17 protein-coding genes are annotated in these 22,501 nt (G+C 67.1%); 10 read left to right on the top strand and 7 right to left on the bottom strand.

The window, feature by feature from the left end:
* Positions 1-35 precede the first annotated feature (35 nt).
* From DIR46_RS19860 to DIR46_RS19845, 4 genes are all read left to right on the top strand, one after another.
* Entirely contained in the window at positions 36-626 is a 591-nt protein-coding gene (locus tag DIR46_RS19860) for a DUF2760 domain-containing protein (RefSeq protein ID WP_109346785.1), read from the top strand.
* Complete coding sequence (locus DIR46_RS19855; RefSeq protein WP_109346784.1) at positions 623-2,479, top strand: Hsp70 family protein; 1,857 nt, start codon at positions 623-625, stop codon at positions 2,477-2,479. The genes DIR46_RS19860 and DIR46_RS19855 overlap by 4 nt, the downstream gene beginning before the upstream one ends.
* The gene (locus tag DIR46_RS19850; RefSeq protein ID WP_109346783.1) at positions 2,476-5,295 is read left to right on the top strand and encodes an Hsp70 family protein; all 2,820 of its coding nucleotides are present in this window, start codon (positions 2,476-2,478) and stop codon (positions 5,293-5,295) included. Before DIR46_RS19855 ends, DIR46_RS19850 begins: the two co-directional genes overlap by 4 nt.
* A gap of 104 nt (positions 5,296-5,399) precedes the next feature.
* A complete protein-coding gene (locus DIR46_RS19845) occupies positions 5,400-8,114 on the top strand; it encodes an HAD-IC family P-type ATPase (protein ID WP_229446323.1) in 2,715 nt (904 codons plus the stop codon).
* Here DIR46_RS19845 and DIR46_RS19840 read toward each other — a convergent pair.
* Entirely contained in the window at positions 8,107-8,772 is a 666-nt protein-coding gene (locus DIR46_RS19840) for a methyltransferase domain-containing protein (protein ID WP_109346781.1), read from the bottom strand. The two genes, DIR46_RS19845 and DIR46_RS19840, sit on opposite strands and share 8 nt — an antisense overlap.
* Before the next feature lie 115 nt (positions 8,773-8,887).
* On the opposite strand from DIR46_RS19840, the gene DIR46_RS19835 reads away from it, so the two are divergent.
* Entirely contained in the window at positions 8,888-9,529 is a 642-nt protein-coding gene (locus DIR46_RS19835; RefSeq protein WP_162819578.1) for a DUF4230 domain-containing protein, read from the top strand.
* Between the two features lie 7 nt (positions 9,530-9,536).
* Here DIR46_RS19835 and DIR46_RS19830 read toward each other — a convergent pair whose 3' ends face one another.
* The gene (locus DIR46_RS19830) at positions 9,537-9,977 is read right to left on the bottom strand and encodes a hypothetical protein (protein ID WP_162819577.1); all 441 of its coding nucleotides are present in this window, start codon (positions 9,975-9,977) and stop codon (positions 9,537-9,539) included.
* Positions 9,978-10,256: 279 nt separating this feature from the next.
* On the opposite strand from DIR46_RS19830, the gene DIR46_RS19825 reads away from it, so the two are divergent.
* Complete coding sequence (locus DIR46_RS19825) at positions 10,257-11,234, top strand: Bug family tripartite tricarboxylate transporter substrate binding protein (protein ID WP_109346778.1); 978 nt, start codon at positions 10,257-10,259, stop codon at positions 11,232-11,234.
* Between the two features lie 79 nt (positions 11,235-11,313).
* Here the strand turns inward: DIR46_RS19825 and DIR46_RS19820 are convergent, their stop codons facing one another.
* A complete protein-coding gene (locus DIR46_RS19820; protein WP_109346777.1) occupies positions 11,314-12,282 on the bottom strand; it encodes an IS1595 family transposase in 969 nt (322 codons plus the stop codon).
* Positions 12,283-12,531: 249 nt separating this feature from the next.
* Between DIR46_RS19820 and DIR46_RS19815 the strand changes: the two genes are divergently transcribed.
* Positions 12,532-13,557, top strand: a complete 1,026-nt coding sequence (locus DIR46_RS19815; RefSeq protein ID WP_109346776.1) for an SDR family oxidoreductase — start codon at positions 12,532-12,534, stop codon at positions 13,555-13,557.
* 383 nt (positions 13,558-13,940) lie between these two features.
* A complete protein-coding gene (locus DIR46_RS19810) occupies positions 13,941-14,606 on the top strand; it encodes a PRC-barrel domain-containing protein (RefSeq protein ID WP_109346775.1) in 666 nt (221 codons plus the stop codon).
* A 260-nt stretch (positions 14,607-14,866) separates the two neighbouring features.
* Here the strand turns inward: DIR46_RS19810 and DIR46_RS19805 are convergent, their stop codons facing one another.
* Entirely contained in the window at positions 14,867-15,487 is a 621-nt protein-coding gene (locus DIR46_RS19805; RefSeq protein ID WP_109346774.1) for a TetR/AcrR family transcriptional regulator, read from the bottom strand.
* An 81-nt stretch (positions 15,488-15,568) separates the two neighbouring features.
* On the bottom strand, positions 15,569-19,642 hold the full coding sequence (hrpA, locus tag DIR46_RS19800) for an ATP-dependent RNA helicase HrpA (RefSeq protein WP_109346773.1): 4,074 nt from the start codon (positions 19,640-19,642) through the stop codon (positions 15,569-15,571).
* Between the two features lie 54 nt (positions 19,643-19,696).
* Here hrpA and argA point away from each other — a divergent pair, with 54 nt between their 5' ends.
* On the top strand, positions 19,697-21,010 hold the full coding sequence (gene argA, locus DIR46_RS19795; RefSeq protein WP_109346772.1) for an amino-acid N-acetyltransferase: 1,314 nt from the start codon (positions 19,697-19,699) through the stop codon (positions 21,008-21,010).
* Between the two features lie 39 nt (positions 21,011-21,049).
* Complete coding sequence (locus tag DIR46_RS19790) at positions 21,050-21,322, top strand: oxidative damage protection protein (protein WP_109346771.1); 273 nt, start codon at positions 21,050-21,052, stop codon at positions 21,320-21,322.
* 59 nt (positions 21,323-21,381) lie between these two features.
* Here DIR46_RS19790 and DIR46_RS19785 read toward each other — a convergent pair whose 3' ends face one another.
* Both DIR46_RS19785 and rpiA read right to left on the bottom strand, forming a co-directional pair.
* Complete coding sequence (locus tag DIR46_RS19785; RefSeq protein ID WP_109346770.1) at positions 21,382-21,693, bottom strand: hypothetical protein; 312 nt, start codon at positions 21,691-21,693, stop codon at positions 21,382-21,384.
* Between the two features lie 14 nt (positions 21,694-21,707).
* Complete coding sequence (gene rpiA / locus DIR46_RS19780; RefSeq protein ID WP_109348085.1) at positions 21,708-22,385, bottom strand: ribose-5-phosphate isomerase RpiA; 678 nt, start codon at positions 22,383-22,385, stop codon at positions 21,708-21,710.
* Positions 22,386-22,501 lie beyond the last annotated feature (116 nt).

The following is a 22,501-nucleotide window of genomic DNA, read 5'->3' as shown; positions in this document are numbered from 1 at the left end:
CAACCAGCCATCCCGCACCTGATTACCAAGAAAAAATGAGCACACCTTCCAATCTGCCCGGTTTCTTCAGCCGCCTGTCGATCGCCTTCGGCGCCCTGTTCAAGTCGCTCGGCGACGCCGAGTTCGCCGCGCGCGTGCGCGATGACGGCGTCGGCCCGACCGCCGCGCCGGCGCCTGCCCCGGCTCCAGCCCCTGCCCCGGCCCCTGTCCCGAGTCCAGCGCCAGCCCCGGCGCCACTGCGCGCGCCCAGCCCGGATTCGGCCCTGCAACTGCTGAGCCTATTCCAGCGCGAAGCCCGCCTGATCGACTTCGCCCACGAAAACCTCTCCGCTTATTCGGACGCCGACATCGGCGCCGCCGCCCGCGTCGTGCACGAAGGCTGCGCGCGCGTGCTGCGCGAGCATTTCGCGATCGAGCCGGTGCGCCCTGAATCCGAAGGCAGCCGCGTCACCCTGAACGAAGGCTTCGACGCCGCCAGCGTGCGCCTGACCGGCAACGTGGTCGGCAAGGCGCCGTTCACCGGCACCTTGAGCCATCGCGGCTGGCGCGCGGCCAAGGTCACGCTGCCGCAACTGGCCGAGAGCCACGATGCGCGCGTGCTGGCCCCGGCGGAGGTGGAACTGTGAGCCAGCCCGACAACGCACGCTATGCCATCGGCATCGACCTGGGCACCACCCACAGCGCCCTCTCCTATGTCGACCTGCAGGCCAGCGATGGCGAGAAGGCCGTCGACGCGGTGCTGCCGATCCCGCAGCTGACCGCCCCCGGCACGATCGAGGCGCTGCCGCTGCTGCCGTCCTTCCTCTACCTGCCGCACCCGGACGAGATGCCGGCCGGCGAACGCGCCCTGCCCTGGAGCCAGTTTGATGAGACGGCCGTCGCCGGCGAAATGGCGCGCAGCCGCGGCGCCACCACGCCGATCCGCCTGGTGTCGTCGGCCAAGAGCTGGCTGTGCCACCCTGGCGTAGACCGCCGCGCCGCGATCCTGCCGCAGGACGCGCCTGAAGAAGTCACCAAGGTGTCGCCGCTGGCCGCTTCGACCCGCTACCTCGAACACCTGCGCCAGGCCTGGAACACGGCGCACCCGGAAGCGCCGTTCGACCAGCAATCGGTCACGGTCACCATCCCCGCCTCGTTCGACCCGGCCGCGCGCGAACTGACCGCTGAAGCGGCGCGCCAGGCCGGCTTCGCCCCCACCCTGCTGGAAGAGCCGCAGGCGGCCCTGTACAGCTGGATCCAGGGCAGTGGCGGCCGCTGGCGCAAGCAGGTAGCACCGGGCGACATCATCCTGGTGGTCGACGTCGGTGGCGGCACCAGCGACTTTTCGCTGATCGCGATCCTGGAACGCGACGGCAAGCTCGAACCGCACCGCGTGGCCGTGGGCGACCACATCCTGCTGGGCGGCGACAATATGGACCTGGCCCTGGCCCACTTCGTGGCGCGCAAGCTGGCCACCAATGGGACGCAACTGGACGCCTGGCAGATGCGCGCCCTCACCTATGGCTGCCGCAGCGCCAAGGAAGAACTGCTGGCCAATCCGAACGCCACCGCCCATCCGATCGTCGTGCCGAGCCGCGGCTCGAAGCTGATCGGCGGCTCGATTCGCACCGAACTCACGCGAGAAGAAGTCACCTCCTTCATCACCGACGGGTTCTTCCCGCGCGTGGAAGCGTCGGCGCGTCCTGCCGTGCGCGCCCGCGCCGGCCTGACCCAGCTCGGCCTGCCGTATGCGCAGGACGCCGCGATCACGCGCCACCTGGCCGCCTTCCTGGCGCGCCAGGCCGGCGCCACCGCCGAACTCGAAGGTTTCCCGGGCCGCGTGAATGCGGAGCACAGCTTCCTGCATCCGAGCGCGGTGCTGTTCAACGGCGGCGTGTTCAAGTCCGGCATCCTGGCACAGCGCGTGATGGACACCATCAACGACTGGCTGTACATGGAAGGCGCGGAACCGGCGCGCATGCTCGAAGGCGCCGACCTGGACCTGGCCGTCGCGCGCGGCGCGGCCTATTTCAGCTACGCGCGGCGTGGCGGCGGCGTGCGCATCCGCGGCGGCACGGCGCGTTCCTATTACGTCGGCGTCGAATCGTCGATGCCGGCGATTCCCGGCATGGAGCCGCCGCTGGAAGCCTTGTGCGTGGCGCCGTTCGGCATGGAAGAAGGCAGCGAGCTCGAACTCCCCGGCCAGGAATTCGGCCTGGTGATCGGCGAGCCGGTGACCTTCCGCTTCTTCGGCTCCACCGTGCGCCGCCAGGACCGCATCGGCGAGGTGCTGGAATTCTGGGGCCCGGACGAACTGCAGGAACTGAACGAGATCCAGGCCACCTTGCCGGCCGAGGGCCGTGTGGCCGGCGAAGTCGTGCAGGTCAAACTGCATGCGCTGGCGACTGACGCGGGCACGCTGGAACTGGCGGCTGTCGCCCGTGACGGCCAGCGCTGGAAGGTCGAATTCGACGTCCGTACCGCCTCCGACGTACAGTGACGTACCTGGTAGGCATCGACCTCGGCACCACAAATACGGTGCTGGCCTTTGCCCGTGACGGCAAGGGCGCGATCGAACTGTTCTCGATCGACCAGCTGGTGGCGCCCGGCGAAGTCGCCGGCGCGCCGCTGCTGCCGTCGATGCGCTACCACCCGGGCGCGGACGAACTCGCGCCCGGCGAACTGCAACTCCCCTGGAACATTCCCGATGTCGCCGGCGTCGAACAGGTCGCGCTCGGGCGCCTGGCGCGCGCGCTCGGCGCGGCCACGCCGGGGCGCCTGGTGGCCAGCGCCAAGAGCTGGCTGTCGCATCCCGGCGTCGACCGCATGGCGCCCATCCTGCCGTGGAGCCTTGATGCCGACGTGCCCAAGGTATCGCCGGTGGCTGCCAGCGCCAGCTACCTGGCCCACCTGCGCGCCGCATGGAACACGCGCTTCCCCAAGCAACCGCTGGAACGCCAGCAGATCGTGCTCACGGTGCCCGCCTCGTTCGACGAAGGCGCGCGTGCGCTGACGCTGGAGGCGGCGAAGCAGGCCGGCCTGCCGGACGTGCGGCTGCTGGAAGAACCGCAGGCCGCGCTGTACGACTGGCTGTACCGGCATCGCACCGACCTCGGTGCGCAGCTTTCCGATGCGCGCCTGGTGCTGGTGGCCGACGTGGGCGGCGGCACCACCGACTTCAGCCTGGTCAAGGTCGAAACCAGGGATGGAGAGCCGTCGCTCACCCGCATCGGCGTGGGCAACCACCTGATCCTGGGCGGCGACAATATGGACCTGGCGCTGGCCCACCTGGTCGAGTCACGCATGGCCGAACAGGCCGGCGAAGACGCCACGCGCACCCGCCTGTCGAGCGCGCGCCTGGCCCAGCTCACCGAACGCTGCCGCGCCGCGAAGGAACAGCTGCTGGCCGACGATGCGCCTGATGGCGTCACCGTCACCCTGCTCGGCGCCGGCAGCCGCCTGATCGGCGCCAGCCGCAAGGCCGACCTGCGGCGCGACGACATCGAGCGCATCGTGCTCGATGGCTTCTTCCCGCTCAATGCGGCGCAGGAAGACGCGAAACGCGCGCGCGCCGGCATCGTCGAATTCGGCCTGCCGTATGCGAGCGACCCGGCCATCACGCGCCACCTGGCGCTCTTCCTGCGCCAGCATGCGGCCGCCGCGCGCGAGGCGCTTGGCCTGCCTGACGATGGCGCGTTGCCGGTGCCCGACACGGTGCTGCTCAACGGCGGCGTGTTCAGGGGCGCGGCGCTGGCGCAGCGGCTGGTCGATACCTTGACGGCGTGGCGCGCCGCTCCGGTGCGCGTGCTGCACAACGAGAACCCCGACATCGCCGTCGCCCGCGGCGCCGTGGCCTATACGCTGGCGCGCCAGGGCCTGGCCCCGGCCATCGAAAGCGGCGCCGCGCGCAGCTATTACCTGCTGCTCGATGGCGAGTCACAAAAAGATAACCTGCGCACCGTCTGCCTGCTTCCGCGCGGCACACAGGCCGCGCTCGAGGTGGCGCTGGCGGACCGCAGCTTCGCGCTGCGCGTGGGCCGTCCGGTGCGCTTCCACCTGGTCTCGACCATCGCCGACGGCGGCGCGCCGCCGCAGCCGGGCGACCTGGTCGATCTCGATCCATCCGAGGTGGTGCGCCTGCCGGCGATCGCCACCGTGCTGCGCGCAGCGCGCGGCGCGCCCACCGAGATCCCGGTGCGGCTGGTGACGACGCTGAGCGAAGTCGGCACGCTCGACGTGCATTGCGTGGCCGAGGATGGCGGCCAGCGCTGGCAGCTCGCCTTCCAGCTGCGCGGCAATGAAGACGGCGACGGCGACACGCAGGAAGAAGCGCTGCCCCTGGAACTGGATGCGGCGATCGACAAGATCGAGCGCGTGTTCGGCGCCCGCTCGAAGCAGGTCGACCCGAAAGAAGTGAAACAGCTGCGCGCCGGCCTGGAACACCTGTTAGGGGCGCGCGAACGCTGGACCACGCCCCTGCTGCGGCGCCTGTTCGACGCACTGCTGGCGCGCGCAAAGGGCCGACGCCGCTCCGTCGAGCACGAGCGCGCCTGGCTGAATCTCGCCGGCTACAGCCTGCGTCCCGGCTTCGGCCATCCTCTCGACGAATGGCGCATGGAGCAGTTGTGGGCGATGTTCGACGGCGGCGTCCAGCACCACAAGGATAGTCAGACGCGCGCCGAATGGTGGACGCTGTGGCGCCGGGTGGCGGGCGGCCTGTCGACCGAATCCCAGCTGCGCGTGCTGGACGATTTCGCCTTCAACCTGCAGGCCGATGAATCCGAACGCGGACGGCGACCGGTCACCCTGGTCGACGGCAGCGAAGAAGACATGCTGCGCGTCGGCGCCTCGCTCGAACGCATCCCGTCGGCCTACAAGGCGGAAATCGGTGAGTGGCTGCTGGGCCAGATCGATGACATCCCGTCCGGCGGCAAGCTCGACGCCCGCGCCAGCGCGCGCTATGGGCGATACCTGTGGGCCCTGGGCCGGGTCGGCGCGCGCCAGTCGTTCCAGTCGAGCGCCCACGAGGTTGCGCCACCCGACGTCGCAGAAAGCTGGCTGGTAAAACTGCTGCAACTGGACTGGCGCAAGGTGGAGCCGGCCGGCTTCGCCGCCGCCCACATCGCGCGCATGACGGGCGACCGCTCGCGCGACATCGGCGAAGCGGTGCGGGAGGACGTGCTGCGCCGCCTGGCCGCCAGCGGCGCGCCGCCGATGTGGACGGCGATGGTGCGCGAGGTGGTGGAGCTGGACCAGGCCGTCGAGACGCGCCTGCTGGGCGATGCACTGCCGCCAGGGCTGAAGCTGCTGCGCTGACGCCGCCATACCCAAGCGTCGAGGTCGGGATACCTTGAAGAGCAAAACTTACTATGCTAAGTTTGGGTCATCGGGTAATCACGGAGTTGCTTCCTTGCATGTCCATGACCTCGCCCCCGCCACCTTCCGCGCCGGCCGAAGACTGGCATGCGATGCCGGCCGACGCCGTCCTGCGCCAGCTGGCCTCCACACCCGACGGGCTCGACCCGGCCGAAGCTGCGCGCCGCCTGATGCGGTACGGCCCCAATACCCTGCCCTCTCCACCGCGCACGCCCGCCCTCCTGCGCTTCCTGCTGCAATTCAATAACGCGCTGATCCTGTTCCTGCTCGCCGCCGCCGCGCTGGCCGCCGTGCTCGGGCACTGGGTCGACGCCGCCGTGATCGTCGGCGTGGTCACCGTGAACGCCATCGTCGGCTTCGTCCAGGAAGGCAAGGCGGAGCAGGCTCTCGGCACCCTTCAGGCCATGCTGGCGCCCACTGCGCGCGTGGTGCGCGCCGGCGCGCATGCGACCGTCCCGGTGGCCACGCTGGCGCCGGGCGACGTGGTGCTGCTGGAGGCCGGCGACCGCGTCCCGGCCGACCTGCGGCTGCTGCGCGCCCGCGCCCTGCTGATCGACGAAGCGATCCTCACCGGCGAATCGGTGGCCAGCGTCAAGACCGACCGCGCCGTCGATGCCGGCGAGGCGCTGGGCGACCGCGAAGGCATGGCGTATTCCGGCACCCTGGTCGCCGCCGGCCAGGGCCTCGGCCTGGTGGTCGGCACCGGCAGCCATACCGAGATCGGCCGCATCAGCACGATGCTCGGCAAGGTCGAGCCGCTCACCACGCCCCTGCTGCGCCAGATCAACGGCTTCGGGCGGCGTTTCACGGTGCTGTCGATCGCCGTCGCCGCGCTGCTGTTCGCCTATGCGGTCGGCCTGAAAGGAATGGACTGGGTCGAGGCGCTGATGATGGTGGTGGCGATCGCGGTGGCGCTGGTGCCGGAAGGATTGCCGGCGGTAATCACCATCACCCTCGCCATCGGCGTGCAGCGCATGGCCGCGCGCCACGCCATCGTGCGCCGCCTGCCGGCGGTGGAAACACTCGGCGCGACGACCGTGATCTGCTCCGACAAGACCGGCACCCTGACCCGCAACGAGATGACGGCCTGCCGCGTGGTGACGGAAACCGCCAGCATCGGCGTGAGCGGCGCCGGCTATGCGCCGCTGGGCACATTCGAACTGCCCGACGGCGGCGCCGGCCTGCCGGCCAACGCGCGCCACCTCGTCGAAGCCGGCCTGCTGTGCAACGACGCCCGCCTGCACCAGCATGCGGGCGGCTGGCGGGTCGATGGCGATCCGATGGAGGGCGCGCTGGTGGCGCTGGCGATGAAGGCCGGACTGGAGCCGCACGCCTTGCGCGCCGGCCATCCGCGCGCCGACGAGATCCCGTTCGACGCCCAGCACCGCTTCATGGCCACCCTGCACGGGCTGGCCGACGGCGGCGCCGAGCTGTTCGTCAAGGGCGCGCCGGAGCGCGTGCTGGCCATGAGCGGCAGCCAGCTCGATGCGGCCGGCGCACGGATGCCGCTGGACGCCGCCTGGTGGGAGGGCCAGATCGCCGCGGCGGCCTCCAGCGGCGAGCGTGTGCTGGGCTTCGCCCTGCGCCGCTTCACACATGCGCCGCCGCAGATGGACTTCGACGCCGTGGACGAACTCGTGTTCCTTGGCCTGGTGGGCTTCATCGACCCGCCGCGCCCCGAGGCGCTGGCCGCGATCGACGATTGCCGCAGCGCCGGCATCGCGGTCAAGATGATCACCGGCGACCATGGCGCGACCGCCGCCGCCATCGCCGCGCAACTTGGCCTCGCCGAACAGCCGGTGGTAGTCACCGGCCAGGACGTCGATGGCGTGTCCGACGCCGAGCTGCGGGTACTGGCGCACCGCACCCACGTCTTCGCCCGCACCAATCCCGGCCACAAGCTGCGCGTGGTGCGCGCGCTGCAGGCCGAGGGCGAGGTGGTGGCGATGACGGGCGACGGCGTCAACGACGCCCCGTCGCTCAAGCAGGCCAATGTCGGCATCGCCATGGGCAACAAGGGCACCGAGGCGGCCAAGGAAGCGGCGCAGATCGTGCTGGCCGACGACAACTTCGCCTCCATCGTGGCGGCCGTGAGCGAGGGCCGCACCGTCTACGACAACATCCGCAAGGTCATCGCCTGGACCCTGCCCACCAACGGCGGCGAGGTGCTGGCCATCGTCGCGGCGCTGGTGCTGGGCCTGACCCTGCCGATGACGCCACCGCAGATCCTGTGGATCAACATGATCCTGACCATCACGCTCGGCCTGGTGCTGGCCTTCGAGCCGGCCGAACCGGGCGTCATGGCGCGCCGCCCGCGCGACCCGCAGGCGCCGCTGCTGTCGCCCTTCATGCTGTGGCGGGTGGCTTTCGTGTCGGTGCTGTTCACCGCCGGCGTGTTCGCCGTGATGGCCTGGGCCGAACGCCGCGGCCTGGGTACGGAGGCGGCGCGCACGATGGTCGTCAATACGCTGTGCGTGCTGGAGATCTTCTACCTGTTCAACGTGCGCTACCTGCACATGCGCTCGTTCACCTGGCGCGGCGCGCGCGGCACGCCGGCGGTGCTGTGGGCGATCGCCGTCGTGGTGGTGGCGCAGCTCGCGTTCACCTACCTGCCGTGGATGCAGGCGCTGTTCGATACCCGCGCCGTGGCGCTGGTCGATGGCGTGGCGATCCTCGGCATCGGGCTGATGTTCATGGTGGTGCTGGAGGTCGAGAAGCTGCTGCTACGGCGCTGGAGGGTGTTCGCGGAAATCAGCTGACGCCGGCCAGGATCAGCGACACCGGCTTGCCTGTGCGCGGATGCAGCGGCTCGCGCATCTCGACCACGCGCAGGCCGTGCCGCTCGAACAGCGCGATCCAGCCCGAGATCGTGCGGAAGTACCAGGGCGGCGCGTCCTGGAAGTCGTCGCTGAAGCCAGCCCAGCGGCCCGCGCGCCAGCCGTCGGCATAGGGCGCGTCGCCGCAGGCCATCAAGGGGTGGACGGTCTGCACGATCAGTGTTCCACCGGCCCGCAGGTAAGTCGGCGCGGCAGCGAACAGGCCCTCGACCGCTTCATGTCCGATCAGCGAGAAGTTGGCGACGGCGATGTCGGCCGCCAGCGCCAGCTCGCCGGCCGCGATCTGTTCATACGAAAGCACGCGGAAGTCGCCGCCGCCGGCGGCACGCGCCTGCTCGACGAGACCGGCGATCGCATCCACGCCGACCATTTCCACCTCGGGCAGCGCGCGCACCAGCCAGCCTTCGCCGCAGCCGAGATCGACGCCGCTGCGCGGCGCACGCGCGCGCACCGCCTCGACGATGGCGGCATTGGTCACCAGGGTGCGGCTCTCGATCTCTCCGCTGCGCACGGCGCTGGTCCAGGGCGTCGCATTGCGCGACCAGGATGCGAGGATTGCTGCGTCGGTGTGATCAGTCATGGCGTCTCCTTTGGCGCTCATTATGCATGAGGTGGCCGGCCGCCCCCAGGCATGCGGCAGCCATCGCCATCATCCAGTAGACTGGCCGGGTTTCAACGCATCCATCCTGTCGTCCATGAAATCTCCGCAACGCCTGCCGCTCCTGCTCGTCGCCATCACGGCCGCCGCCATCATCTTCGCCTTCGTCAAGAAGCCGCCCGAGCAGGACGTGCTTCCGCCGCCGCTGGTCTCCCTGGAAAAGATGGGCCACCTGGTCTCGCTCAAGATGAATTACTCGGACGTCATCGAGTTCACGCAGCCGAATGCGGTCGACATCCCCTGGTCGCAATGGGAAGTAAGGCTGGGCAGCACCCGCGTGCTGCTCGTCGCGCGCGGCGATTGCACGATCGCAACCGACCTGCGCCAGGCGCGCTACGAAGACATCGACGAGCGCGCGCGCACCCTCAGCATCGTGCTGCCGCCGCCGACGCCGCTGCAGGCGCGCATCAGCCACGATGCGCGCAACCGGGGCGGCTCTTACTTCTATGCGGTCACCGAGCAGGGGCTGCAAGCCTTCATCCCTTCGGCCCAGACCCGCACCACGGCGATGAACAATGCGCTGGGCACGGCGCAGAAGGCGGTGCAGGCGGCCTGCAGCCAGCCTGCCGTGCTCAATACCGCCAAGGAAAACGCGGCCACCGTCATGCAGGCCACCCTCGCCGCCACCGGCTGGATGCCGACTGTCATCTGGGAACCGCTGTCTTCTGCAAGGCCCTGAACGGCGATCAGGATGCGGGCGTCGACTGAAGCAAGGCATCGCGCGCGTCCTTGTACTGCCGGGATCCCTTCAGGCGCTCCAGGTGACGGATTGGCCGCCGCTTGTCCATGCCGATGTCGTAATTGAGGCTGCCGCGCGCACCGCAATAGGCCTCGCAAGTACGCCCGGCATCGAAAGGCACCCGATCGGTCAATGTCAGCTTGCCGTTCTTCTCTCCGATCTTGAGCACGCACGGCGCATCGCCGGCGGTCGGCGGCTCTGGATCGCGATACACGAACATGCCATCCTCGAAGCGCGCCATGCCGTAGATGCCGCAGGTGTGGCCATTAAAGAAATCGAGGTGCACGCGCACGTAGACATGATCGCTGTCGTAAGGGACGATCTCGACGATGTCTTCGGCCTGGTAGGACTCTGTTTCATCCTTGCCGGGCACGATGAATGCGCTCATGAAACGGTGCTTGTACACGCCAGCAAGACGCTCCATCGACTGCACTGCCGGCGAGGCCGGGGTAGCGGCAATGGCTGCGCCGGCGAGGATGGTGACGGCCAGGAAAAAGCCTGTATATTTCATTTCCAGCCTTGGATCGTAAGTACACGCAACAGTTTACAGGACAACGAAAGGCGCACGTACTACTACGTACGCAATCGGCATAGGCATTCGTGTAAAATCGTTTCAGCAGGTTATCGAATAATCGCGAAATAATTCAACTATATAGGTGACAAAACCATGCGAGTCTTCCCGTCCAAAGGAAAATCCCTCGTCTTCGCCCTGGCAGCAACCGTCCTCTCCGCCAGCGCCTTCGCCCAGAACTGGCCGACCGGCACCGTGACCGTGGTCGTGCCATGGCCGGCCGGCGGCCCGTCCGACATCGCGGCGCGTCCGCTGGCGAAAGGCCTCACCGAAGGCCTGAAACAATCGTTCGTGATCGATAACCGCGGCGGCGGCGGCGGCAATATCGGCTCCGCGGCCGTGACCCGCTCGAAGCCGGACGGCCAGACCCTCCTGATCACGTCGAGCGCGCCGATCGTGATCAACCCGAGCCTGTACAAGAAGATGGCCTTCGATCCGGCCAAGGACCTGATTCCTGTCACCAACCTGCTGCGCGCGCCGCTGGTGCTGGTCGCCCACCCATCAGTGCCGGCCAAGAACGTCAAGGAACTGCTGGCCCACATCCAGTCGAAGAAAGGCCAGTTATCGTACGCGTCGGCCGGCAACGGCACCCCGCAGCACCTGACCGGTGAACTGTTCCGCGGCGTGACCAAGCTCGACATGGTGCACGTGCCGTACAAGGGTTCGGCGCCGGCGATTTCCGACCTGCTAGGCGGCCACATCCCGATCATGTTCGACTCGACCATCGCGATCATGCCGCACATCAAGAGCGGCAAGGTGAAGCCGATCGCCGTCTCGGGCAACAAGCGCTCGCCACTGCTGCCGGACGTGCCGACCTTCGCAGAAGCGGGCCTGAATATCGAGTCCTACGCCTGGTACGGCATGTTCGTGCCGGCCAAGACCCCGAAAGCCATCGTCGACAAGATCAACGCCGAATCGCAGAAAGTCATGAAGCAGCCAGACTTCCAGCGCGTGCTGGCCGACACCGGCACCGAGTACGTGGGCGATACGCCGGAGAACTTCGCCAAGTTCGTGCAGGCCGAAAGCGCGAAATGGTCGAAGATCGTGAAGGACAGCGGCGCGACCGTCGACTGATTCGAACGACCCTGCAACACCGCCTGAAACGGGTGACGCGGCAATGCCGGGTCACCCGTTTTTTATGGCGCTGTCATCCTTATCTGTTGATGACCTTGAATGCGATACGCAGCAATTGCTCGACGGAAGTGACCCTCCCACCATCGATCGCCCAATGCCAGCCAAGGTAGTTGGGTAGCCAGCGCGACGCCACGCCATGGAAGCGCGCCAGCCATTCCTTGAAGCGCCGATGATAAGCGTTTACATGTTGAATATGGATCGCGCCCTCGACGCCGCTGCGCACCCGTTCGCCGGCGCCGAGATTGACGGCCTGGTGCGCAATGCCATGGGCTTGGGCGAAGGCGCGATAGGCGGCGTTGGCGTCGGTGACCAGCAGCGCTTGCGAATTGAGTTTCGGCAGCAGGTGCTTGATCAGTTGGGCCACCTTCAAGGCGCCGCGGCCGGTGACGGCATCGATCGTCTGTCCGCTGCGGTCGCGCGCTACCAGGATGCAGTCGAGGTGACGTGAAATGCCGCGCAGGGCGGCCCTGCCACCGCGTTTGCGCGGAGGGCGATCGAGCTTGCGCGCCCCCTTCTGCGATTCGAGCAGGAACATCTCGTCGGCCTCGACGATGCCGGCCAGGCGCTCGGGCCGGTCGTCCTTGACCCGGTCGAGGAAGCGGTGGCGCCAGCGAAACGTCGTGTTCGGGTGCACGCCTACCCGCTTGGCCGCAGAGCGGACCGTGCGGGAATCGAGCATCGTGTCCAGGTAATCGAGCCACTTGTCCTTGTGCCTCAGCCGCGCCAGCGGCGTGCCGGTCAGGTCGTTGAAGGTGCGGCCGCACGCGCGGCAGCGAAAGCGTTGCAGGCCGTTGGCCCGGCCATGGCGGTGACAACGGTCGCAGCCGCAATCCGGGCAGCAGCGCTCCTTTGACCGGATCTCGCCGATGAGGGCGATCACTCGGTCGAGCCCGGCTGCCGGATGCAGGACGGCGAGCACCTGCTGCCGCTGCCGCTGGTTCAGCAGCGGCAGCCCGTTGAACAGCTTCGCAAACTCCGGCGCTTTCATTGCGCGCTCCCGATCGATGACAACCGGGGTTGGACCGCGGGTCAGCTCAGCAGTTCAATGCTCATCCATATCTAACGGGTACAGCGCCTTTTTTATTGGCCGCCCGTTTTACACGGTTGCGTGAACGGCCCCGTCCATCCTGCCGGTATCTTTCCGACAAGCTACCGTGTTCCGTGTCTTTTCGATAACGACTAACATCTTCGTCACTACCTGGCTGCATTGGCGGCCCCACCCCATCGAGGAGCAAGCATGAGTTCGGAAGACAAGAAGCCAGAAGGCGTGACGCCGTCGCGCCGCCGTTTTGTCAGCACCGTTGCCGCGGGCGTGGCCGCCTCGGCCGCCGCAGTCCCGGCCCTGGCCCAGCAAGCGGCCGGCGGCAACCAGCCGGCGCCGGGCGCGGCGCGCGAAGCGGCCAAGCGCTATCCGCGTCCGCCCTTCCCCAAGCAGGACCAGCCGTGGCCAGCCCTGGCCAGCAAGATGACGCCGCGCCCCGACCACGGCGAAACCACGTATCGCGGCAGCGGCCGCCTGGCGGGACGCAAGGCCCTGATCACAGGCGGCGACTCGGGCATCGGCCGCGCCGCCGCGATCGCCTATGCGCGCGAAGGCGCCGACGTCGCCATCGGCTACCTGCCGGCCGAGGAACCGGATGCGCGCGAAGTCATGCAGCTGATCCGCGACGCCGGCCGCAAGGCGGTCGCCATCCCGGGCGACATCCGCGACGAAGCATTCTGCAAGAAGCTGGTGGAGACGGCGGTGCGCGAACTGGGCGGCCTGGACATCCTGGTCAACAATGCCGCGCGCCAGCAGAACAATGCCTCCATCCTCGACATCACCAGCGAGCAGTTCGACTGGACCATCAAGACCAATGTCTACGCGGTGTTCTGGATCACCAAGGCCGCCATTGCGCACATGTCGGCCGGCAGCGTCATCATCAACACCTCGTCGCAGACGGCGTACGATCCGCCGGAAAAGCTGCTCGACTATGCGGCGACCAAGGCCTTCGAGGTGGCGTTCACGAAGTCGCTGGCCAAGCAGATGGCATCGAAGGGAATCCGCGTGAACGCGGTGGCGCCGGGGCCGGTGTGGACGCCGCTGCAACTGGCGGGCGGCAATTCGCCGGAGGGACGCGAACAGTTTGGCGGCGACACGCCGATGAAGCGGCCTGGACAGCCGGCCGAGCTGGCGACGATCTACGTCACGCTGGCCTCGGACGAGGCAAGCTATACCACCGGCCACGTGTATGGTGCGGCGGGTGGCGGCGGACAGCCGTAAGAACCTGCGGGGACAGGTTCCAAGTACCTACTTCGATCCGTCCGGCGCCGCCGGGCTGGTGTCGATTACATCAGCCGCGGCGCAGCAGACGCGCCAGCAGCGAGGCAAAGGAACGGGTACGGATCAGTTGGCCCAGGGGGCCGGCGTTGGTGCAGCGCGAAATGACGGTCATCTCTTATTCCTCCTGGACATAACTTGGCAGATTAGCCATGCCGAGCGTACTCATCTGTGCGCTGCCTCGCATAAGGCCCCAGCCTGTTCGGCTCTGGCGCGCGCGCCCCGATCCATTGGCGTCCTATCATGAACCCTTCGTAGGGCGAGGGTCTGCTCCAATCGGAGTGACCGTCGTATTGTTCGCAACGTCAATAGACAAGGAGGAACATATGGGTTACGCAGACCGCGATAAATACGGTATCTACAAGGACCGCAACGATATAGGTCCGGGACCGTCCCTGATGGGCGCCGACACCTTGATCGGCGACAGCGTCGTCAACGCCGCCGAGGAAGACCTGGGCGACATCAAGGAAATCATGCTCGACATGCAGACCGGCCAGGTCGCCTACGCCGTGTTGGCCTTCGGCGGCTTTTTGGGCATGGGAGAAAAACTGTTCGCCGTGCCGTGGCAGGCGCTGCACCTGGACACGGTCAACAAGCGCTTCGTGCTCAACGTCGACAAGGACCGCCTCAAGACCGCACCGGGCTTCGACAAGGATGCCTGGCCGGACATGAGCGAGCTCAGCTGGGCCAGCGGCATCCATAGCTTCTATGGCACCGACCCGAACCGTTCGGGGGCGCCAACCATGGGGCCGGGCGTGCCGATGGGCGGCATGGTCGGCGGCGCGGGCACCGGCAGCGCCACCTACGCGGGCGGCGCGATGGGCTCGAGCGTGGGCGCCGGACACGCCGGTTCCAGCAGCCTGGGCGGCGCGGGCGCCGGCATGGGCGATGCGCGGGCCAACCAGGGTCCCGGGCACAGCACCGACCCACGCTCGGGCAACCTGGGCGACGACAAGGATCTGAGCCGTATCCGCGGCAGCAATATCGGCTAAGGCCGCACGAGGGGCGGCGGCGTGGCCGCCGTCCTTCGTGTCATCATCCCGCAATCCACTTCTCAGCAGAACACGAAATCCTCATTCGACCGGGGAACCCGGCGCAGCACGTCGCGCACCACATACCCTGCCAGTCCGGCCAGGGACACCACCACTAACCACCATCCAGACATGATCGACTCCTTGTGCACAGTCCGCTTTCGCACGGGTGTGCGAAATTAGTTCAAAAAAAGGGAGGACAATGCCCTCCCCGGCCCGCCTCATTCGAGGTCGCTGAAACTCCTGTAAGTGGAAATGAGGCGGTTGAACGCCCGCTGCGCCCGCCTGGGGGCGTCTGCGTCATGCAGGAAGCGCGCGTCGTGCATCACGCCGATCACGAGGCTGTAGATCTCGAACACCAGCTGCTCGGGTTCGGTGTCGGGGCGCAGATGCCCTGCTTCCATCGCCTGCAGCACCGTCTTGCGCAGGGTAGCGCGCCAGCGCAGCACGCCTGCCTCGATGCGCTCGCGCAGCGGATGCGGCATGGGAATGTCGTCGAATTCGAAAGCGCCGGCGGTATACAGGCAAGAGCCGCGCGTGGTTTCGCCGGCGATCTTCTTGAGCCACAGGTTGACCATCGTGGACAGGCGCGGCAAGCCGCGCGACGCGGCCAGCGCCGGCCAGAAGATCTCTTCGGAAAAGCGGCGATCGTACTCGTCCAGCACGGCCGACTGCAAGGCCTCGAGCGAGCCGACGCGCGAGAACACGCCGCTCTTGCTGATGCCGGTGCGCTTGGACAGCTCGCCCAGCGACAGCTGGCCGATGCCCTCGGCCGACGCCATACCGAACGCCGCATCGAGGATGGTGGCGTAGGTGGCTTCGCTTTTGGCCGTGATATTCATGGGAGCACTTTAGCACAGGCGTGCGAAAGAACAAGCGGTATTTGCCGGACCGGCCCTGAACGCGTCCGGTCCGGCCAGCCATCAGCGCAACATCGACTCCCATACCTTCTGCAAGCGCTTGGCCGACACCGGCATCGGCGTCCTCAGCTCCTGCGCGAACAGCGACACCCGCAGCTCTTCCAGCATCCACCTGAACTCGACCATGCGCGGATCGTTGTTCTTGCCCGCCATGTTCTTGAGCGTGCGCTGGAACTGGCTCGCTGCCGTGTGCCACTCGGCCATCAGCTGCGCATCGCGCGACGGATTGCCGCGCAACTTCTCGAGGCGGACGTTGATCGCCTTCAGGTAGCGCGGGAAGTGCGCCAGCTGGCTGTACTCGTTCTCAAGGATGAAGCGCTTGTGCACCAGCGCCTGCAGCTGCGCCATGATGTCCGACGACACCGCCGAAGGCAGGGCCTGCACGCGCTTGGGCAGGCCGTGATACTCGCCCAGGATCTGCCCCGCCAGGCGCGCCACCTCGTTGATGAGCAGGCCAATGCGGCCCTTGCCCTGGTCACGGCGTTGGTTGAACGAAGCCGCGTCGACCGGCAGCGGATCCTGCAGGCAGGCGATGTCGATCGCCTTGGCCACGATCTGGTCGCGCAAGTCTTCCTGCGAGCCGATGTTCATGAACTGCATGCCCATGCCCTGCAGGCCGGGAATGTTCTTCTCGGCGAACTTGAGCTGCTCCTTGAACTGCAGCGCGAACAGGCGGCGCAGGCCCACGCGGTGGGTGCGCGCGGCCACGTTCGGATCGTCGAAGACCTCCAGGTCGCAATGCGTGCCCTTGTCGACCAGCGCCGGGAAGCCGATCAGCGTCAGCTTGCCCTGGTTGATCTCCAGCAGTTCGGGCAGCTCGCCGAAGGTCCAGCTGGTGAGACCCGTGTGCTGGCGTCCCGATGCCGATTGCTGCGCAGGGGCGGTAGCCGGCGCGGTCTGCGGCGCGTTGCCCTTCCCTTTGCCGGCCGATGGAGCGGGCACGCTCGGCGCCGCCGCCACCGGCCGCGCCGCCTGCGCACGCGCATTGGCGGCGCTTGGCGTCGCTTCGGCCATCTTCTGGAAGCTCTGGCGCGCCTGGCCACCCAGTTCGGCCTGGAGCGTCGCCAGGTTGCGCCCCATCTCCAGCTGGCGGCCATGCTCGTCGATGACCTTGAAGTTCATGAACATGTGCGCCGGCAGCGTCTCGAGCTTGAAGTCGGCGGTCTTCACCGCCACGCCCGTCTGCGCGCGCACATCCATGATCAGCACGTCGACCAGGTCGCCGCGCCCGAAGGCGCTCGCCGCATGGATGCGGTCCACGAAACGCGCCGCGTATTCCGGCAGCGGCACGCAGTGGCGGCGCAGCTTCTGCGGCAGCGATTTCAGCAGCAGATGCACCTTTTCCTTGATCATGCCCGGCACCAGCCAGGCGGGACGCTCTTGCGGAATCTGGTTCAGCGCGAACAGCGGCACCGACAAGGTCACGCCATCGCGCACGCTGCCCGGCTCGAAGTGATACGTCAGGCCCATCTCGATGCCGGTGACGACCATCGCCTTCGGGAACAGCTCGGTGGTGACGCCGGCCGCCTCGTGCCGCATCAGTTCTTCGCGGTTCAGGTAGAGCAGCTTCGGATTGTCGCGCGCCTCGTCCTTGTACCACTTCTCGAAACCGGCGCCGTTCACGACGTCGAGCGGGATCTCCTTGTCGTAGAAGGCCGCGATCAGCTGGTCGTCGACCAGCACGTCCTGGCGGCGCGACTTGTGCTCGAGGTTCTCGATGTCCTTCACCAGCTTGTGGTTGTGGATGTAGAACGGCAGGCGCGTCTCGTAGTCGCCGGCCACCAGCGCGTCACGGATGAAGATCTCGCGCGCTTCGCTTGGCGCGCGCTGGCCGTAGTTGATGCGCCGGCCGCCATAGATGACGAGGCCGTACAGGGTCGCGCGCTCGAGCGCCGTGACTTGCGCCTGCTTCTTTTCCCAGCGCGGCTCGCCCCAGGATTTCTTCAGCAGGTGGCCGCCGATCTTCTCGACCCACTCGGGCTGGATCTGGGCGATGGTGCGCGCGTACAGGCGCGTGGTCTCGACCAGCTCGGCCGCCATGACCCAGCGTCCCGCCTTCTTGCCGAGCGTCGAGCCGGGCCAGATATGGAACTTGATGCCGCGCGCGCCAAGGTAGACGCCGCCCTGCTCGTCCTCGGACTTGAAACCGATATTGCCGAGCAAACCTGTGAGCAGCGCCAGGTGCAGCTGTTCATAGGTGGCCGGCGATTCGTTCAGGCGCCAGCCCTGCTCGCGCACGATGGTGAGCAGCTGCGAATGCACGTCGCGCCACTCGCGCAGGCGCAGCTGAGACAGGAAGTTGGCGCGGCAGTTGTCCTGCAACTGGCGGTTGGTCTTCTTGTGCGCGATCGCGTCCTCGAACCAGGCCCAGATCTTCAGGTAGCTCAGGAATTCGGACTTCTCGTCCGCGAACTTCTTGTGCTTCTCGTCGGCCTGCTGCTGGTATTCGATCGGCCGGTCGCGCGGGTCTTGCGTCGACAGGGCCGAGGCCACGATCAGCATCTCGGTCAGGCAGTGGTTGTCCAGGGCGGCCAGGATCATGCGGCCCACGCGCGGATCGAGCGGCAGCTTGGCCAGCTTGCGGCCCAGCGGGGTCAGCTCGTTGTTGTCGTCGACCGCGCCGACTTCCTGCAGCAGCTGGTAGCCGTCGGCGATCGCGCGGCCCTGCGGCGCCTCGATGAAGGGGAAGGTCTCGACGTCGGCCAGGCGCAGGGATTTCATGCGCAGGATGACGGCCGCCAGCGACGAACGCAGGATCTCCGGTTCGGTGAACCTGGGGCGCTTGAGGAAATCGTCTTCCTCGAACAGGCGGATGCAGACGCCGTCGGCCACGCGGCCGCAACGGCCGGCGCGCTGGTTGGCCGCCGATTGCGCGATCGGCTCGACCTGCAACTGCTCGACCTTGTTCCTGAAGCTGTAGCGCTTGACGCGCGCCAGGCCCGTGTCGACCACGTAGCGGATGCCCGGCACGGTCAGCGAGGTCTCGGCCACGTTGGTGGCCAGGACGATGCGGCGCGCGTTGCCGCTCGGACGGAACACGCGGTCCTGCTCTTCCACCGACAGGCGGGCGAACAGCGGCAGGATGTCGACGTGCGGCGGATGGTGCTTGCGCAGCGCCTCGGCGCAGTCGCGGATCTCGCGTTCGCCCGGCAGGAACACCAGCACGTCGCCCGAGCCGATCCGGCACAGCTCATCGACGGCGTCGACCACGCCATCCATCAGGTCGCGCTTCTCGCGCGCGGCCTGGGCTTTCGGCAGCGGCTTGGTCGGGTCGACGGCAGCGGCGCCCGGGACCGGGTCGCGGTCGATCGGACGATAGCGCACCTCGACTTGGTACAGGCGGCCCGAGACCTCGATCACCGGCGCCGGCTTGTCGTTGGCGGCGAAGTGGCGCGCGAAGCGCTCGGCGTCGATCGTCGCCGAGGTGATGATCACTTTCAGATCCGGACGGCGCGGCAGCAGCTGCTTCAGGTAGCCGAGCAGGAAGTCGATGTTCAGGCTGCGCTCGTGCGCCTCGTCGATGATGATCGTGTCGTAGTTGCGCAGCAGCGGATCGGTTTGCGTTTCCGCCAGCAGGATACCGTCGGTCATCAGCTTGACCGAGGCGCCTTTTTGCAAGGTGTCGTTGAAGCGCACCTTGAAGCCGACGTGCTCGCCCAGCGGCGAGCCGAGTTCCTGCGCGATGCGCTTGGCGGTCGACGACGCCGCGATCCGGCGCGGCTGGGTGTGGCCGATCAGCCCCTTGCCGCCGCGGCCCAGTTCCAGGCAGATCTTCGGCAGCTGGGTGGTCTTGCCCGAACCGGTCTCGCCCGAGACGATGACCACCTGGTTCTCGAGAATGGCTTTCGCGATCTCGGCGCGCCGGCCCGAGACCGGCAGGTCTTCGGGGAAGGTAATCGGCGGCAGAGGATTGCGCACCACGGGAGCTTCTTCACGCGGCGGGCGCTCCGGGCGTGGACGCGACTCGCCGCGCTCGCCCGGCGTACGACGGGGACGGCGTTCGACCGAGGTGGCATTGGCGGTGGCGCTCGCTTCGCGCGCCTGCTGTGGCGAAGGCTTGTTACTCTGTTCAGACATTGATTTTTACAAGGATTTGGTGCGCACAACGCGCAGCGAATTATAATGCGGCAAATGGAAACTCCTACCCAATTCGTCCAGTGGCTGCGCTCGGTCGCGCCGTATATTCATGCCTTCGGTGGCAAGACCTTCGTGGTCGCCTTCCCGGGCGAACTGGTCGCCGCCGGCGCCCTGCCGGTGCTGGCGCAGGACTTGTCGCTGCTGGTCGGCCTCGGCATCCGCATCGTGCTGGTGCACGGTTCGCGGCCGCAGGTGGCCGAGCAGCTGGCGCTGCGCAACGTCGAGGGCCGCTTCCACAACGGCGTGCGCATCACCGACACCGCCGCGCTCGAATGCGCCAAGGAAGCCGCCGGCGAGCTGCGCCTGGATATCGAGGCCGCCTTCAGCCAGGGCCTGCCCAATACGCCGATGTCGAACGCCCAGATCAGCATCGTCTCGGGCAACTTCGTGGTGGCGCGCCCGCTGGGCGTGATCGACGGCGTCGACTTCGAGCTCACCGGCGTCACCCGCAAGATCGCCGCCGAGAAGATCCATCCGATCCTGCAGACCGAGGACAACCTGGTGCTGCTGTCGCCGCTGGGCTTCTCGCCGACCGGCGAGATCTTCAACCTGACCATGGAAGACGTGGCCGCGTCGGCCGCGATCGCCCTGCACGCCGACAAGCTGATCTTCATCACCGAATCGCCGATGATGGTGGATGCCGGCGGCGCCGAGCTGCGCGAATTGTCGTCGCACATGGCCGAAGCCGTGCTGCAGGCGGGCTTCCTGTCCGATTCCGCCGCTTTCTACCTGCAGCACGCGATCAAGGCCTGCAATGCCGGCGTCGACCGCGCCCACATCATCCCCTACGAGATGGACGGTTCGGCCCTGCTCGAGGTGTTCACCCACGACGGCGTGGGCACCATGATCAGCCACGAGAACCTGGAAAGCCTGCGCCAGGCCACAATTGAGGACGTCGGCGGAATTATCAAGCTCATCGAGCCACTGGAAGCCGATGGCACCCTGGTCTACCGCGGCCGCGAGCTGATCGAGCGCGAGATCGACCAGTTCTCGGTGATCGACCACGACGGCGTGATCTTCGGCTGCGCGGCGCTGTACCCGTTCCCCGAGTCGAAGATGGGCGAGATGGCCTGCCTGACGGTGAGCCCCGATGCGCAGACCCAGGGCGACGGCGAGCGCATCCTGAAGCACATGGAAAACCGCGCCCGCGCCGCCGGCCTCACGAAACTGTTCGTGCTGACCACGCGCACCTCGCACTGGTTCAAGAAGCGCGGCTTCATGCCGGCCACCGTGGACGATCTGCCAAAAGACCGGCAACACATGTACAACTGGCAGCGCCGGTCACAGGTGCTGATCAAGACCTTATAATAGCGGTCTTACCCGGAAAACGCACAACAGGAGTACACGATGGCCCGCACCGTCCACTGCATCAAACTGAACAAGGGAGCCGAAGGCCTGGACTTCCCGCCGGTCCCAGGCGAGATGGGCAAGAAGCTGTATCTGTCGGTCTCGAAAGAGGCATGGCAGGGATGGCTGAAGCATCAAACGATGCTGATCAACGAAAACCGCCTGAACCTGGCCGACGATCGCGCGCGCAAATACCTGGCGACGCAGATGGAGAAGCATTTCTTCGGCGAAGGCGCCGACCAGGCGATGGGTTACGTGCCGCCGACGGCCTGATCGAAGCGCATCTTCCACGAAAAATCCTGCTCGCGGCGCCAGCCGTCAGCAGGATTTTTTTACATCTTGCGGCACTGGCGCAATTCGCAGCGCGCCATGAACACCTTGCCATCCTGGCACTGCATCCGATAGACCTCGATCGGCCCCGGCTCCGTGATCAGGCCGGCACCCTGCTCGCTGGCGCAGGCCTGCGCCCTGGCCAGCTGCTCGACCGTGGTCGACGACACGCCGACCTTGAACGGCACGCGCTGGATCTGGACGACGTCGGGCGATGCGATCACCGTCGGCTGCGACACATCCACCCCACTGCCAACGACCGAGCACCCGCCCAGCAGGACGGCCGCAAGCATTGGCGCCAGCGCGTATTTCATGGCTGGTCTCCCGATCAGAGCGACAGGGTCTTGACGCCTTCCGCCGTGCCCAGCAGGCAGACGTCGGCGCCGGCCTTGGCGAACAGGCCCACGGCGATCACGCCGGTGATCTGGTTGATTTCTTCTTCCAGCGCCACCGGATCGGTGATCGACAGGCCCGCCACGTCGATCAGCTCACCGCCGTTGTCGGTGATGAAAGGCTGGTCGGTGCCTGGCTTGAGGCGCAGCTTCGGCTGGCCGCCAAGCAGCGCGAGCTTGCGCATCACGACGGCGCGCGCCATCGGGATCACTTCCACCGGCAGCGGGAATTTACCCAGCGTGTCGACCAGCTTCGAGCCGTCGGCGATGCAGACGAACTTCTTCGACACCGACGCCACGATCTTTTCGCGCGTCAGCGCCGCGCCGCCACCCTTGATCATCGCGCCTTGCGCGTCGATCTCGTCGGCGCCGTCGATGTAGACGGCCATCGATTCGACCTCGTTCAGGTCGAACACCGGGATGCCGTGGCCGCGCAGACGGGCCGCGGTGGCTTCGGACGAGGCCACGGTGCCCTTGATGCGGTCCTTGATCCTGGCCAGTTCGTCGATGAAAAAGTTGGCGGTCGAGCCGGTGCCGACGCCGATGATTTCACCGTCGACAACGTAATCGATGGCGGCGCGCGCCACTGCTTGTTTCAATTCGTCTTGAGTCATGATGCGGTTGGTAAGTAGAAAGGAATACGCCATTCTAGCGGATCGCCACGATCTTCCTTCCGAAAAACTGCGGCGCTTCCTGGCATATGCACGCCACGATCATGCAATCTGCATTT

The organism is Massilia oculi (assembly GCF_003143515.1).
GTDB lineage: Bacteria > Pseudomonadota > Gammaproteobacteria > Burkholderiales > Burkholderiaceae_D > Telluria > Telluria oculi.
The sequence above is the reverse complement of the archived record's forward strand: the minus strand, read 5'-3'. Positions and strand labels throughout refer to the sequence as shown.

Coding starts and splice junctions, on each gene's coding strand:
- DIR46_RS19825 (WP_109346778.1), top strand. CDS start 10,257: ATGCGAGTCTTCCCGTCCAAAGGAAAATCCCTCGTCTTCGCCCTGGCA.
- DIR46_RS19820 (WP_109346777.1), bottom strand. CDS start 12,282: ATGAAAGCGCCGGAGTTTGCGAAGCTGTTCAACGGGCTGCCGCTGCTG.
- DIR46_RS19860 (WP_109346785.1), top strand. CDS start 36: ATGAGCACACCTTCCAATCTGCCCGGTTTCTTCAGCCGCCTGTCGATC.
- DIR46_RS19810 (WP_109346775.1), top strand. CDS start 13,941: ATGGGTTACGCAGACCGCGATAAATACGGTATCTACAAGGACCGCAAC.
- DIR46_RS19845 (WP_229446323.1), top strand. CDS start 5,400: ATGACCTCGCCCCCGCCACCTTCCGCGCCGGCCGAAGACTGGCATGCG.
- DIR46_RS19835 (WP_162819578.1), top strand. CDS start 8,888: ATGAAATCTCCGCAACGCCTGCCGCTCCTGCTCGTCGCCATCACGGCC.
- rpiA (WP_109348085.1), bottom strand. CDS start 22,385: ATGACTCAAGACGAATTGAAACAAGCAGTGGCGCGCGCCGCCATCGAT.
- DIR46_RS19785 (WP_109346770.1), bottom strand. CDS start 21,693: ATGAAATACGCGCTGGCGCCAATGCTTGCGGCCGTCCTGCTGGGCGGG.
- DIR46_RS19790 (WP_109346771.1), top strand. CDS start 21,050: ATGGCCCGCACCGTCCACTGCATCAAACTGAACAAGGGAGCCGAAGGC.
- argA (WP_109346772.1), top strand. CDS start 19,697: ATGGAAACTCCTACCCAATTCGTCCAGTGGCTGCGCTCGGTCGCGCCG.
- DIR46_RS19805 (WP_109346774.1), bottom strand. CDS start 15,487: ATGAATATCACGGCCAAAAGCGAAGCCACCTACGCCACCATCCTCGAT.
- DIR46_RS19840 (WP_109346781.1), bottom strand. CDS start 8,772: ATGACTGATCACACCGACGCAGCAATCCTCGCATCCTGGTCGCGCAAT.
- DIR46_RS19830 (WP_162819577.1), bottom strand. CDS start 9,977: ATGAGCGCATTCATCGTGCCCGGCAAGGATGAAACAGAGTCCTACCAG.
- hrpA (WP_109346773.1), bottom strand. CDS start 19,642: ATGTCTGAACAGAGTAACAAGCCTTCGCCACAGCAGGCGCGCGAAGCG.
- DIR46_RS19815 (WP_109346776.1), top strand. CDS start 12,532: ATGAGTTCGGAAGACAAGAAGCCAGAAGGCGTGACGCCGTCGCGCCGC.